At 35.9% G+C, this 13,825-nt stretch carries 11 protein-coding genes; 4 read left to right on the top strand and 7 right to left on the bottom strand.

Annotation, left to right across the window (positions count from 1 at the left end; translation table 11 throughout):
* Positions 1 to 563: 563 nt before the first annotated feature.
* From ACQKIH_RS11065 to dnaA, 7 genes are all read right to left on the bottom strand, one after another.
* A complete protein-coding gene (locus ACQKIH_RS11065; RefSeq protein WP_057986555.1) occupies positions 564 to 1,652 on the bottom strand; it encodes an HD-GYP domain-containing protein in 1,089 nt (362 codons plus the stop codon).
* A gap of 154 nt (positions 1,653 to 1,806) precedes the next feature.
* Positions 1,807 to 4,290, bottom strand: coding sequence for a DNA gyrase subunit A (gene gyrA / locus ACQKIH_RS11060; protein WP_427765911.1), 2,484 nt, complete (start codon positions 4,288 to 4,290; stop codon positions 1,807 to 1,809).
* A gap of 31 nt (positions 4,291 to 4,321) precedes the next feature.
* The gene (gene gyrB / locus ACQKIH_RS11055) at positions 4,322 to 6,247 is read right to left on the bottom strand and encodes a DNA topoisomerase (ATP-hydrolyzing) subunit B (RefSeq protein ID WP_057986551.1); all 1,926 of its coding nucleotides are present in this window, start codon (positions 6,245 to 6,247) and stop codon (positions 4,322 to 4,324) included.
* A 102-nt stretch (positions 6,248 to 6,349) separates the two neighbouring features.
* Entirely contained in the window at positions 6,350 to 7,462 is a 1,113-nt protein-coding gene (gene recF / locus ACQKIH_RS11050) for a DNA replication/repair protein RecF (protein ID WP_057986549.1), read from the bottom strand.
* A 3-nt stretch (positions 7,463 to 7,465) separates the two neighbouring features.
* Positions 7,466 to 7,702 carry a S4 domain-containing protein YaaA gene (gene yaaA, locus ACQKIH_RS11045; protein WP_057986547.1) on the bottom strand — a complete coding sequence of 79 codons (237 nt, stop codon included), beginning with the start codon at positions 7,700 to 7,702 and terminating at the stop codon, positions 7,466 to 7,468.
* Between the two features lie 123 nt (positions 7,703 to 7,825).
* Positions 7,826 to 8,962, bottom strand: a complete 1,137-nt coding sequence (gene dnaN / locus ACQKIH_RS11040; protein WP_057986545.1) for a DNA polymerase III subunit beta — start codon at positions 8,960 to 8,962, stop codon at positions 7,826 to 7,828.
* A 167-nt stretch (positions 8,963 to 9,129) separates the two neighbouring features.
* A complete protein-coding gene (gene dnaA, locus ACQKIH_RS11035) occupies positions 9,130 to 10,473 on the bottom strand; it encodes a chromosomal replication initiator protein DnaA (RefSeq protein WP_427765906.1) in 1,344 nt (447 codons plus the stop codon).
* A gap of 856 nt (positions 10,474 to 11,329) precedes the next feature.
* Between dnaA and rpmH the strand changes: the two genes are divergently transcribed.
* From rpmH to jag, 4 genes are all read left to right on the top strand, one after another.
* Positions 11,330 to 11,464 (top strand): 50S ribosomal protein L34, encoded by a 135-nt coding sequence (rpmH, locus tag ACQKIH_RS11030; protein ID WP_057986540.1) that lies wholly within the window; start codon positions 11,330 to 11,332, stop codon positions 11,462 to 11,464.
* A gap of 93 nt (positions 11,465 to 11,557) precedes the next feature.
* Positions 11,558 to 11,899 carry a ribonuclease P protein component gene (rnpA, locus tag ACQKIH_RS11025; RefSeq protein ID WP_057986538.1) on the top strand — a complete coding sequence of 114 codons (342 nt, stop codon included), beginning with the start codon at positions 11,558 to 11,560 and terminating at the stop codon, positions 11,897 to 11,899.
* Positions 11,900 to 12,152: 253 nt separating this feature from the next.
* On the top strand, positions 12,153 to 12,920 hold the full coding sequence (gene yidC, locus ACQKIH_RS11020) for a membrane protein insertase YidC (protein WP_057986536.1): 768 nt from the start codon (positions 12,153 to 12,155) through the stop codon (positions 12,918 to 12,920).
* The gene (gene jag, locus ACQKIH_RS11015; RefSeq protein WP_427765901.1) at positions 12,920 to 13,687 is read left to right on the top strand and encodes an RNA-binding cell elongation regulator Jag/EloR; all 768 of its coding nucleotides are present in this window, start codon (positions 12,920 to 12,922) and stop codon (positions 13,685 to 13,687) included. Before yidC ends, jag begins: the two co-directional genes overlap by 1 nt.
* The last annotated feature ends 138 nt before the right edge of the window (positions 13,688 to 13,825 follow it).

Raw genomic sequence — 13,825 nt, 5'->3', positions numbered from 1 at the left:
CGCCGCCAGCGTTCGTCCTGAGCCAGGATCAAACTCTCCATAATAGTTAGTTTGAAAGCTCATTTGCTTTGCTAGCGTATCAACATAAAGTTGATGTCTATAATTTGTTTAAGTTCATCACTTAAACGTTTAAATCATTAACGTTTGCTTGTTCAGTTTTCAAGGTTCATATTGTTATCGAAATGACAACTTTAATATCTTAACACAATTCTTTGTGTAGTGTCAACAACTTTTTAAAAGTTGTTTTCGTCATCTCTCGATAGCGACTTTAAATATATTAACAAATACTTTTCAACTTGTCAATAACTATTTATTATCTTCCAAATCAATATGTATTTATTTAAATGACTTTTTATATAATATCAAACAATATCATTTACGTCAACAGAAAAAAATAGAAATAACAACTACATAATTCTCTAGCTTTTATTTGGCAACAAAGGTCGTCACAAAAATCATAAACATCTCCCTAATTAAAATTAATTGAGGAGATGTTCTTTTTTATATCCTAGCAATTATTTATTTCTTACTTATAATAGTACATAGCAAATATGACTTTAATATTATTTTGTAATTACTCGTGAAATATAAAAGTTACGATTTGTTGCTAAATCAATAATCTCACCGGAGTTTATTAATCTAACAAGTGGACGCGTTGGTGCATATTTGTTGATGAACATTACTTCACCTAGCTCTAAATTTGATAATTCAATTTTTGTACCAATTGGTAAATCCACAACAAGATCAACGAGTGCTTGGACAACCTGAACATCAAATTTCCCGAACTCCTCTTCCTTAATCATTTCGATTACTTTAAAGGGAGACTGCTTTAAACGATATAATCGTTCACTTGTCATTGCGTGGAATACATCTGCAACTGCAATAATTTGGCCAAAGGTTGTAATTGCACTCATCTTTTCACCCTTTGGATAACCACTTCCATTTAATCGCTCATGATGCTGATATATTGCTACTTTCATAACTTCTTTAATGGATGGTAGATCCTTGACAAGTAAATAACTATAGTAAGGGTGTTTTTTTACTTCGGCAAATTCAATTTCTGTTAATGCACTTTGCTTATCACGAATACGAGGTGCTACCTTAGCCATACCACTATCTGCCAACATTCCCGCAATAGCTACTTGAATAATTGTACCGCGATCATGCCCCAATTTTTTTGAAATAATTGAAGCAATTAGTCCTGTCGCAATACAGTGATGAAATAAATAATCTTTGGCATTAGAATAAGTATTTAAATCGAATATATATGATCGATCTTCTAATACCTTTTCAATTAGGGGGATAATCATTCCTCGAACTTTTGTAAGATCGATTTTTGCACCCGCTTGCCAATTTCCAAATTCCTTTTTTATTTGAGCAATTGCATCATAATAATAAGTTTCGAAACTTGTATACTTCGGCAATGTAATGATCGTTGACTCAACTTCTGATTGTTCTTCAGTTAGTACTTCTAGTTCTTTTTCTTTATATATTAAAATCTCATTTAAATTAAACATCTCAAAAAGGCGGAAATGTTCATGATTGATTTTTGCATTTTTATAAATAATTGGATATTGTGTATTGGCAAAAATATCTTCAGCTACAATTTTCCCTAATCGTAACTCTTCAACCCTCATAACTGTCGTTTCCAATGTCACACACCCCTAATTTAAGTAATTTATTCCTATTGTATCGAACAATTTAACTATTGAGAAGATACTTTTAAAGTTTTATTGTTCATAATTCACTTGATTTAAACGGAAATTAAAAGGAGCCACACAAAATGTGCAGCTCTTTTCAAAAAACTTATTCAGAATCTACTTCTACTTCTTCTTCTTCTTCTTCATCAATTTCTGATGTATCATCGTCTTTCTTAACACGTGCTACAGTAGCAACGTATTCTTCCTCTGCCAGACGAATTAAACGAACACCTTGTGTACTACGGCCAATAACAGAAATATCTTTAACATCCATACGAATCAACATACCATTAATCGTAATTAACATAATATCCTCTGTTCCATCAACAGCTTTAACAGCACACATCTTACCGTTTTTCTCGGTAATTTGCATCGTTTTTAAACCTAAGCCGCCACGACTTTGTAAGCGATATTCGGCTTCAGGTGTACGTTTACCGTAACCTTTTTCTGTTACGACTAAAATTTCCTGCTCTGGTTCTAAAATTTCCATGCCAACAACGTGATCACCTTCACGCAGCTTAATACCACGTACGCCAGCTGCTGTACGTCCCATTGAACGAATGTCCTCTTCTTTAAAACGAACTAACATCCCATCACTTGTACCGATAATAATTTCCTTCGTACCATCTGTTAAATGCACAGAAATTAAATCGTCATCATCGCGTAATGTAATCGCAATTAACCCATTTGTGCGGATATTAGCAAATTGAATAACTGGTGTACGTTTTGTAACACCTGTTTTCGTCGTAAAGATAAAGTATGCATCTTCTTTAAACTCAGCAACACGAATCATTGCCGTTACTTTTTCTTCTTTATCAATATTAAGTAAGTTTACAATTGGTAAACCTTTTGCTTGGCGGCCGTACTCTGGAATTTCATATCCCTTTGCACGGAACACTTTCCCTTTTGATGTGAAGAATAAAATTGTGTCATGTGTTGAAGTGAATAATAAGTGCTCTACGAAATCATCTTCGTTTGTACCCATTCCTTGTACACCACGACCACCACGTTTTTGCGAACGATATGTATTCGCAGCTAGACGTTTAATATAGCCATTATGCGTTAATGTAATAACTGAGTTTTCACGTGGAATTAAATCCTCGTCCTCAATCATTTCTAATCCACCCGCAGTAATTTCTGTACGACGGTTGTCATTAAATCGCTCTTTTACTTCAGCAATTTCTGTACGAATAATTTCTAAAACTTTTTCTTCATCAGCTAAAATGGCTTTTAATTCGCCAATTAATATTTGAAGTTCTTGATATTCTGCTTCAATCTTTTCACGTTCTAATCCACTTAAACGAACAAGGCGCATATCTAAAATAGCTTGCGCTTGGCGCTCAGATAAATTAAATCGCTCCATTAATTGAGGTCTTGCTTCTTCACCATTTCGAGAGCCACGAATAATTGCAATAATTTCATCAATATGATCTAAAGCAATACGTAAACCTTCTAAAATATGAGCACGCTCTTCTGCTTTTCGGAGTTCATATGCTGTACGACGTTTGATAACTACTTTTTGATGCTCTAAGTAATGGTAAAGCACATCTTTTAAGCCTAATACTTGTGGCTGTCCATCGACAAGCGCAAGCATATTCACACCAAAACTAGATTGCATTGCTGTTTGCTTATACAAATTATTTAATACAACATTTGCATTTGCATCACGGCGTATTTCGATGACAATACGCATCCCATTACGGTCTGATTCATCCCGTAAGTGCGTAATGCCATCGATCTTTTTATCACGTACTAGCTCAGCAATTTTTTCAATTAGTTTGGCCTTATTCACTTGATAAGGAAGTTCGTTTACTAAAATTGTCTCTTTATTAGAAGTTTGTTCGATTTCAACCTTAGCACGAATTGTAATAGAGCCGCGCCCTGTTTCATAAGCACGACGAATACCACTGCGTCCTAAAATAATCCCCCCTGTTGGGAAATCTGGACCAGGGATAATTTCCATTAACTCTTCTGTCGTAATGGCTGGGTTATTCGCAATAGCCAAAACACCGTCAATTGTTTCGCCTAAATTATGTGGTGGAATATTTGTCGCCATACCAACAGCAATACCAGTCGCTCCATTAACAAGTAAGTTTGGGTAACGTGCTGGTAAAACTTTTGGCTCACTTTCACTACCATCATAGTTTGGTTCAAAGTCGATCGTATCTTTGTTGATATCGCGTAACATTTCCATCGCAATTTTTGACATACGTGACTCGGTATAACGCATCGCTGCTGCACCGTCACCATCAATCGAACCAAAGTTCCCATGGCCGTCTACAAGCATATAACGATAACTGAAATCTTGTGCCATACGCACCATCGCATCATAAATAGAAGAGTCACCATGTGGATGGAATTTCCCCATTACATCTCCAACAATACGGGCACTCTTTTTGTAAGGTTTATCTGCTGTATTTCCTAATTCCTGCATCCCATATAAAATACGACGGTGTACTGGTTTTAGTCCATCACGAACATCTGGTAAAGCACGCGAAACGATAACACTCATCGCATAGCTTAAAAAGGATGATTTGATTTCAGTTGTAATATTTCTCGATTCAATATGTCCATGTTGAATGTCCGACAAAATAAGGACCTCCTTCCAATTACGTTAACTCTTAAACGTCCAAGTCTTGCACATATACCGCATTTTCCTCGATGAAATCACGACGGGGACCTACTTCATCACCCATTAAGTGATCAAAGATTCGATCGGCTTCAATGGCATCATCCAGTTCTACTCGAATTAATGTACGTTGGTCTGGATCCATTGTTGTATCCCATAATTGCGTTGCGTCCATCTCACCTAAACCTTTATAACGCTGTACAATTGGCTTTGGTAATTTAGGTAGACGCTCTAAAATTTCTTCTAATTCACTATCTGAATAACAGTATTCTACATGCTTACTTTGTTTCACTTGGTATAGTGGCGGTTTAGCTGCATACACATAGCCAGCTTCGATTAACGGTCGCATGAAGCGGAAGAAGAACGTTAATAATAAAACACGAATATGCGCGCCATCTACATCGGCATCAGTCATAATAATGATTTTATGATATCTCGCTTTTTCTAAATTGAACTCCTCACCAATACCTGTACCGAAAGCAGTAATCATTGCACGTATTTCGGCATTCGATAAAATACGGTCTAAACGTGCTTTTTCAACGTTTAAAATTTTCCCTCGCAACGGTAAAATTGCTTGGAAATGTCGGTCACGTCCTGATTTAGCAGAACCACCGGCAGAGTCACCCTCTACAATATAAATTTCTGATTCAGCAGGGTTCGTAGATGAACAATCCGCTAATTTACCAGGTAAGCTTGATACTTCAAGAGCCGATTTTCGACGTGTAAATTCACGCGCTTTCTTGGCAGCAACGCGTGCACGGGCTGCCATCGTTCCCTTTTCAATAATTTGACGGGAAATTGTAGGGTTTTCTAGCAAGAAACGTTCAAAGCCTTCAGAGAATAACGCGTTTGTAATTTGACTTACTTCTGAGTTACCTAGCTTTGTCTTCGTTTGCCCTTCAAATTGTGGATCTGGATGTTTGATAGAAACAATTGCTGTTAATCCTTCACGTACATCTTCACCCGTTAAATTTGTATCTGCTTCTTTTATTATGTTTGCTTTGCGGGCATAGTCATTAATAACACGTGTTAATGCCGTTTTAAAACCTGATTCATGTGTACCGCCTTCATACGTATTAATGTTGTTGGCAAAAGACATAATTGTTGAGTTAAAACCAGAATTATATTGCATTGCGATTTCTACCGTAATACCTTCTTTTTCACCAAACACATCAATTGGGTTATGAATTGGTTCTTTATTGCTATTTAAATGTTCAACGTATTCTCGAATTCCGCCTTCAAAATGGAATGTTTCAGAACGTTCTTTTCCTGTGCGTTCATCTGCGATTGCAATACGAATTCCACGGTTTAAGTAAGCTAATTCTCGGATACGCGTTGCTAAAATATCGTATTCATATTCTGTTGTTTCTTTGAAGATTTCTTCATCCGCTTTGAAACGCGTGGTTGTACCGTTGGATTCAGTCTCACCAACGACTTTTAGTTTTTGAACTGTATGACCACGTTCAAATTTAATTTCATGAACTTTGCCATCACGTTGTACTTGTACAATTGTTTCGCTCGATAATGCGTTTACCACTGAAGCACCTACGCCATGTAAGCCACCTGACACTTTGTAGCCACCACCGCCAAATTTTCCTCCGGCGTGTAAAACAGTCATAATGACTTCAACAGCAGACATACCCATTTTTTCCTGAATATCAACTGGAATTCCTCGGCCATTATCCTCTACACGAATCCAATTATCTTGCTCAATTGTGACTGAGATGTCCGTACAATAGCCTGCTAATGCTTCATCGATACTGTTATCGACGATTTCCCATACAAGATGATGTAAGCCTTTTGAACTTGTTGCACCAATATACATCCCAGGACGTTTACGAACCGCCTCTAAGCCTTCTAATACTTGAATTTGATCCGCATCATATGACTGATGGACTTTATGTTCTTCTAAAGTCACTATAGTTCACCTACTCTTTCATAACTTCAGTATGCTTCTCTTTATAAAAGTGTAATACTTTTATTTTTTAAACGCTCACTTTTATTAAAGCTTCACATCTTGCTATTCAATACTTCCTTGTTGTACAGAAAATAAATTGGCTTGTTTAATCGTGTCATGATGAATCCCATCCACACTTGTTGTTGTCACAAATGTTTGGACCTCACCTTGAATTGTATTTAATAAATGTGATTGACGATAATCATCTAATTCTGATAAAACATCATCAAGTAGTAAAATTGGCGTTTCTTTTGTTTCTTGCTTAATTAATTCAATTTCTGCAAGCTTTAAAGATAATGCCGTTGTCCGTTGTTGACCTTGAGAGCCATAAGTTTGAACATCATAATCATTGACAAAGAATTGTAAATCATCACGATGTGGACCAACTAGGGTAACGCCACGGTCAATTTCTCGTTGCTTTACTTCAGCGAGTTTTTTTTCCAAGTATTTGGCCATTTCTTCAGCAGTCCAACTAGCTTCCATTCCTGCTACAGGACGATACTTAATAACTAGTTTTTCTAAACCACGAGAAATACCGAAATGAATTGGTTCTGCCCATTCTTGTAAGAGCTCCATAAATTGAAATCTTTTACGAATAATTTGAACAGCAGCTTGGATGTATTGCTCCGTATAAATATCAAACATCATATCTTTTGCTAATGATGCTTTTCCTTGATTACTTTTTAATAAATGATTGCGCTGTTTTAAAACTTTTTGGAATGTTAGTAAATCGTGTAAATAAATCGGTGAAATCTGCCCTATCTCCATATCGATAAAGCGTCTTCGAATTTGGGGGCTCCCTTTTACAACATTTAAGTCTTCAGGAGCAAACATGACAACATTCATTTGCCCAATATAATTACTCAACTTAGTTTGTTCAAGATGATTAATCTTGCCCTTTTTACCTTTTTTTGAAATCGTTAACTCGATCGGAACACGACCATAACGCTTTTCAATTACACCTTCTATTTTACCATAATCGGCTTCCCAACGTATTAATTCTTTATCATTCGACGTCCGATGGGATTTTGCCATCGCTAAAACATAAATTGACTCCATAACATTTGTTTTACCTTGTGCATTTTCGCCAATAAAAACATTTGTTTTGGATGAAAAATCCAGTGAGAGCGATTCATAATTACGATAGTTTTTTAGCTGCAGGCGTTCGATATTCATGAATTACATTTCCTCGTTTTGAATAAATGCATCTATGATACGGAAACGTCCTGCACCTGGAATATTTACAAGATCTCCGTGACGTAACTTTCTTCCTCTACGATCTTCTTTTTCTCCGTTTACAAATACCTCATGCTCACTTAAAAACCATTTTGCCATACCACCAGAACTAATTGTATTGGTCATTTTCAACGCTTGTCCGAGCGTTATGTATTCTGTGTCAATTACTAAGTCGTTCATTGTAACTCAGCCTCCTCGAAAATAAAGTCTATCTTTCTATCATACCTAAAAATTGGTGAGAAGTAAAAAAAGACAGTCACTGGAAGGTGACTATCTTAATAAACCATATTGCGGAATATTCAATTAGTACGTACGAACAGGTAAAATTAATTGTAAAATCGCATCATCTGCTACTGAACGTAAAATAAATGGTCTCATCGCACCAGTGAATTGAATAATAACATCTTGCCCGTCAATTGCTTTTAGGGCCTCCATCATATATTTCGCACTGAATGAAATTTTTAAAGCTTCCCCATCTAACGCCTCAACTTGAATTTGCTCTTCTACCTTCCCAATTTCAGGTGAATTAGATGAAATTTCAACCGTATTGGCTTGTAATGTTTCAAAACGTACAACATTATTTCGATCCTCACGAGCAAGTAATGAAGCACGATCAATTGCTTGTAATAATGATTTTCCGTTAATTGTTACATTCGTTTTGTAATCTTCTGGAATTAAACGTGATGTGTCCGGATAATTGCCTTCAAGTAAACGTGAGAAGAATAGAACATCATCTGTTTTAAATAATACTTGCTGGTTTGTTAAAACAATTTGTACCGGATTTGTCGAATCATCTAAAATTTTAAAGAGTTCATTAAGACTTTTTCCTGGAATAACAACGGATGTGATATCTGTTGGTAAATTTTCCAGTTTCACTTTACGTCTTGCAAGGCGGTGACTATCCGTTGCGATGCATATTAATTCATCCTCTTCTACCTTCCAGTTGACACCTGTCAACACGGGGCGACTTTCAGAAGTAGCTACTGCAAATACTGTTTCGCGAATAATTGATTTTAACAAATCAGCTGGAATTGAAAATTGTCGATCTGCTGATAGTTCAGGCAATAATGGATATTCAGATGCATCTGACCCAATTAGGTGGAATTCCGATTTACCTGAACGGATATTTGTAGCAAAGCTATTTGTTACTTCAATTTCAACTTCATTTGTTGGTAATTTTCGAACAATCTCATTAAACATACGGGCTTGTAATACAATTGAACCGGTTTCGCTTATGTTTATAATTTGTTCGCCATTTTCCTCAACAGGAATGAATGTTTGAATTGTAATGTCTGCATCACTACCCGTTAGATTAATTCCTTCGTTCGTTACATCTATTTTTATTCCCGTTAAAATTGGAATTGTTGTTTTTGAATTAACAGCTTTCATAACGTCATTTAATCCATTTAAAAAACGGTCACGTAAAATATCAAATTTCATTATTTAACCTCACTTATATATTATTTATTTATTAAAGATATTAATAGATATAGTAATAGGGGCTGTGGATTTGTGGATAACTACTATTCTAGCCAGTATTCGCACGTTATTCACATGTTAGTAACGTGTGAATAAGATTGTGTGAAAAAGGTAGAGTTATACACAGCTTATTTACCTAACATACTACGGATTTGTTTAATGTCTTGCTGTAATTGTTGATCTATTTTTGATAGTTTAGAAATTTTCTCATGTGCATGGATGACGGTTGTATGATCTCGTCCCCCAAATTCTTCCCCTATTTTAGGCAATGAAAAATCCGTTAATTCCCGCGATAAAAACATGGCAACTTGACGTGGAAAGGCGATTGATTTCGTACGTCGTTTCGTAGTGAAATCTTCAAGGCGAATATTGAAATGCTCTCCAGTAGCTGTTTGTATATCAAAGATGGTAACCATACGTGGCTTGGAGTTTGGCATAATGTCTTTTAACGCCTCTGCTGCCAGTTCTGGTGAGGCATCCTTATTTACTAATGATGAATAGGCAACAACACGAATTAAAGCACCTTCAAGTTCGCGAATATTTGTATCAACTTGATTGGCGATGTAAAGCATTACTTCATTCGAGATATCTAAACCATCTGCTTTCGCTTTTTTACGTAAAATAGCGATACGCGTTTCTAAGTCTGGTGGTGCGATATCAGTAATTAATCCCCATTCAAAGCGAGAACGTAAGCGATCTTCTAATGTTGGGATTTCTTTAGGTGGTCGGTCACTTGAAATAACAATTTGCTTTGATTCTTCATGCAGCGTATTGAATGTATGGAAAAACTCCTCTTGTGTGGATTCCTTCCCAGCTAAAAACTGAATATCATCGATTAGTAGAACATCTACATTGCGGTATTTGTTTCGAAAATCAATTGTTTTATTATCTCGAATTGAGTTAATAAATTCATTTGTAAATTTCTCAGAAGAGAGGTAGACAACATTTGCCTTTGGGTTATGTTCCTTCACATAGTGTCCAATTGCGTGCATTAAGTGTGTTTTACCTAACCCAACGCCCCCGTAAATAAAGAAAGGGTTATATGCTTTTGCAGGGGCCTCAGCTACAGCCAAACTTGCTGCATGGGCAAAGCGATTTCCAGAACCAATAACAAATGTATCAAATGTATATTTAGGATTAAGCATCCCTGGTGCCGTGTCGTGTTGATCACTATTCCTTGCTTGTGTAATCGGTGGGGGAAGTTCAAAATCATCTGTATTTTGATCCTTCTGAACAACAAACTTTATGACCAGATCTTCGCCAGTCAACTCATTTAAAATGCCTGTAATCATATGGACATAATAATTTTCAAGCCAATCACGGGCAAAAGAGTTAGGAGCTGAGATTGTGACATTTGTACCGCTATGGGCCAGCAGTTTGGTTGCTTTCAACCAAGTATCGAAGCTGGGCTTTGAAATTTTCTGTTCAGCTTGGGTAAGCACAGCATTCCATAAATTATCTAAATGTTCCAAGCTATTTCTTCCTTTCATTAGTTCATATCTTTCTAAGGATAGTTAAAAAGAGATGCAATAAGATTCATTTATATAGTCATTCAACAGAGCGTTAAAAATAGTCCTTTTTTAATAGAGAATATAAGGTCATACACATAACTATACGCTGTGGATAACTGTTATTCAATACAGGTGTAAAAAATAGTCCACAGATTACTAACAGTTGTGGATAAAATATTTCCCGAAAAAGAAATCCACAAAGTAAAACACAGTTATCGTAACAAATAAATGCAGGCATTTCAATACTTAAACGATCTTATCCACATAAAAAATGATTATTAACGTTTGAGTTGTCCACAGGCATAGAATTTGTGAAAAAGTTGTAGATAAGGGGTGTGGATAAAAAAAGAGGGTGAAATAATTGCACACAACTTATGGGGACAATTATTGTGGATTTGTGGATAACTTGAAAAGAAGGAAAACTAGCTTATTTATCTTTGAGTGAGCAGCCATGTTTAACCCAACATCAAGTAAAAATAATGTTCAAACGAGATTTAAAGTGATTTGGAAGTAAGTAAACGATAGAAATGTTTGGTTTAGGCATTCATTAACGACTATTTATGCAAGTATCATATAGATAAGTAGCCCGGAGTGAAGAGGAAGGTGTAAGTAGGGTTTTGTCCGAATTAGATCCTATCCGAGTGATAATGACTAACTAATTTGCAACATGCGTGCTATAATGTTTGAAGTGCTACATACAATAAAATTTCGAAAAAATTGAATAGGCATTGACAAACAGTTAAAATTATTTATATAATGTCATGGTCTGTATGTAGAAATAGATATAGTAACATTCGAATGTAGGAGGTGTATACAAATGAAACGTACGTACCAACCTAAGAAACGTAAGCACTCTAAAGTTCACGGTTTCCGCGCTCGCATGAGCACAAAAAACGGCCGAAATATTTTAGCTGCTCGTCGTCGTAAAGGAAGAAAAGTATTATCAGCATAAGTCCACTGAGCCACATCAGTGGTCTTTTTTTCTTTTATTTTCGATTGAAGCAAAAAAAGAACCAATGATTAGATGGGACAGGTGAATGGATCAATGAATAAACGCCAACGTATTAAGAAAAATGAAGACTTTCAAAAGGTGTTTAGAAAAGGTAAGTCATTCGCGAATCGCCAATTTATTGTTTATTGCTTAAAAGGTGAACAACAAGAGGCGTTTCGCATCGGCTTATCAGTAAGCAAAAAAGTTGGAAACGCGGTTACACGTGTTCGAGTAAAACGTTATGTACGCCAAGCTTTTCTTGAGTTAAAAGATGAAGTAAGAAAAGATATGGATTATGTTATTATCGCCAGAACGCAGGCGGCCACATTAAATTTTCATGAAACAAAAAGTAGTTTAGAACATGTACTAAAGGTTGCACGTGTTTTAAAAAAGTAATAATCAATTACGCCGAGGCGTGGTTGCGTCTAGATTTTTTCGAGCTTGGTCGAAAAGTTTCCCTTAAAAAATCTATGACATCCGCCGAGGCTTAACTTTATTCAGTCTGGGTTTGAACGCTCGATTAGTAAAAGTAGGGGAATTCTGCTGAATCAAGTTAATAAATTATTGGAACAATTAGTAGTATAAAAACATATTCACATGGTAAAATATCGACATAAAATTGAATAGGTTTGCTTTAGGAGGAAGAAGATTGAAGAAAAATCTTTGGGTAATGCTGTCACTTGTATCAGTAGTTTTACTTCTTTCAGGTTGTACAGAATTTGATCAGCCAATTTCATCTAAAAGTGAAGGCTTTTGGAATGAATTTATCGTTTGGCCACTCGTATCATTTATTAAACTTTTTGCTGAAATGTTTTCGAGCTACGCATTGGGAATTATCGTTGTAACAATTATTATTCGATTAGTAATTTTACCGTTAACAATCAAGCAAATTAAAAGCTCTAAAAAAATGCAAGAGATTCAACCAAAGTTAAAAGAGTTACAAGCAAAATATAGCTCTAAAGACGCGGCTACACAAAAAATATATCAGCAAGAAATGATGCAGTTAATGTCGACTTCTGGGGTTAACCCACTTGCTGGATGTTTACCAATCTTTATTCAAATGCCAATTTTAATCGGTTTCTATCATGCGATTAGCCGTATGAACGCAACACCAGCATTTGAATTAGGTACATTTTTAACACTACCATTAGCAGAACCAAGTATATTATTAGCAGTTATTGCAGGTCTTATCCAGTACGTTGTATTAATGACAGGTCCAGCTGTTGACAATCCACAAATGAAAATTATGATGTATATCATGCCATTAATGATTATCGGTTTCGGTATTATTTTACCAGCAGCCTTATCACTATATTGGGTAGTCGGAAATATTATTTCTGTATTACAAAACCTTGCAATTTACAAACCTTGGAATAAAAATAAACCGGAAGCTGCCGACACAGGAGGAGCTAAATAGTGAAACAAACTACGCAAATAGGCGCAACATTAGAAAAGGCGATCTCATTAGCGTTACAAAAGCTTGGCCATTCTCGTGATCAAGTTGATGTGGAAGTTTTACAAGAAGGTAAAAAAGGATTTTTAGGTTTTGGGGCACGTCCTGCTGAAGTGCGTGTCACTGTAAAAGAAGTTGTTCAACTAAAAGTGAATGAGGAAACAGCCGAACAGCCAGTTATTGTTGAAAAACAACAACAAACGGCTACGGAAAATCTTGAGGATGAATCAAATTATCTAAAAGATGATCAACCAATTCACCAAGAACTGCTAGCAGAGGTAGACCCGATTGAGGAAGCAAAAAAGTATTTAACGAGTATTGTCGAACCAATGGGAATTACAGATTTATCAATCGAACATACGTCGGATGGTAAAAATGTTTCGTTTAAATTATCAAGTGAGAAAGCAGCTTTATTAATTGGTAAGCGCGGCTATACATTAAATGCGCTGCAGCAAGTAACACAGCTGATGTTAAACAAAACAGCAAAATCGTTTATGATTTTGCAAATGGATGTAGAGGATTATCGAGAACGTCGCCAAGTAGCATTGGAACAATTAGCAGAGCGTATGGCAGATAAAGCAACATATACGCGTAAGCCTGTAGCATTTGAACCAATGGCATCTTACGAACGGAAGATTATTCATAATGCATTAGCAAATCGCCTGGATATCGAAACATATTCAGAAGGCGTTGAACCAAATCGCTATTTAGTTATTGAACCAATTCAATAACTAAATAGCGAATTATTATATTTATACAGACAATAAAAACGGCCTATTCCATTGGAAAGGCCGTTTTTATATTGCTATTAATCATATTCTGAGTCGAGAAGCAATTATATTTTTAATAATTGCTAACATAGAGTTAAA

Origin of the sequence: Solibacillus cecembensis, assembly GCF_050272495.1 — a bacterium.
Lineage (GTDB): Bacteria > Bacillota > Bacilli > Bacillales_A > Planococcaceae > Solibacillus > Solibacillus cecembensis.
Note: the sequence above shows the minus strand (reverse complement) of the source record. Positions and strands in the feature narration are given on the sequence as shown.

What these genes read in the sequence shown, in the direction of transcription:
- recF (WP_057986549.1), bottom strand. Translation starts at nt 7,462, where the DNA reads ATGAATATCGAACGCCTGCAGCTAAAAAACTATCGTAATTATGAATCG.
- yaaA (WP_057986547.1), bottom strand. Translation starts at nt 7,702, where the DNA reads ATGAACGACTTAGTAATTGACACAGAATACATAACGCTCGGACAAGCG.
- dnaN (WP_057986545.1), bottom strand. Translation starts at nt 8,962, where the DNA reads ATGAAATTTGATATTTTACGTGACCGTTTTTTAAATGGATTAAATGAC.
- rpmH (WP_057986540.1), top strand. Translation starts at nt 11,330, where the DNA reads ATGAAACGTACGTACCAACCTAAGAAACGTAAGCACTCTAAAGTTCAC.
- rnpA (WP_057986538.1), top strand. Translation starts at nt 11,558, where the DNA reads ATGAATAAACGCCAACGTATTAAGAAAAATGAAGACTTTCAAAAGGTG.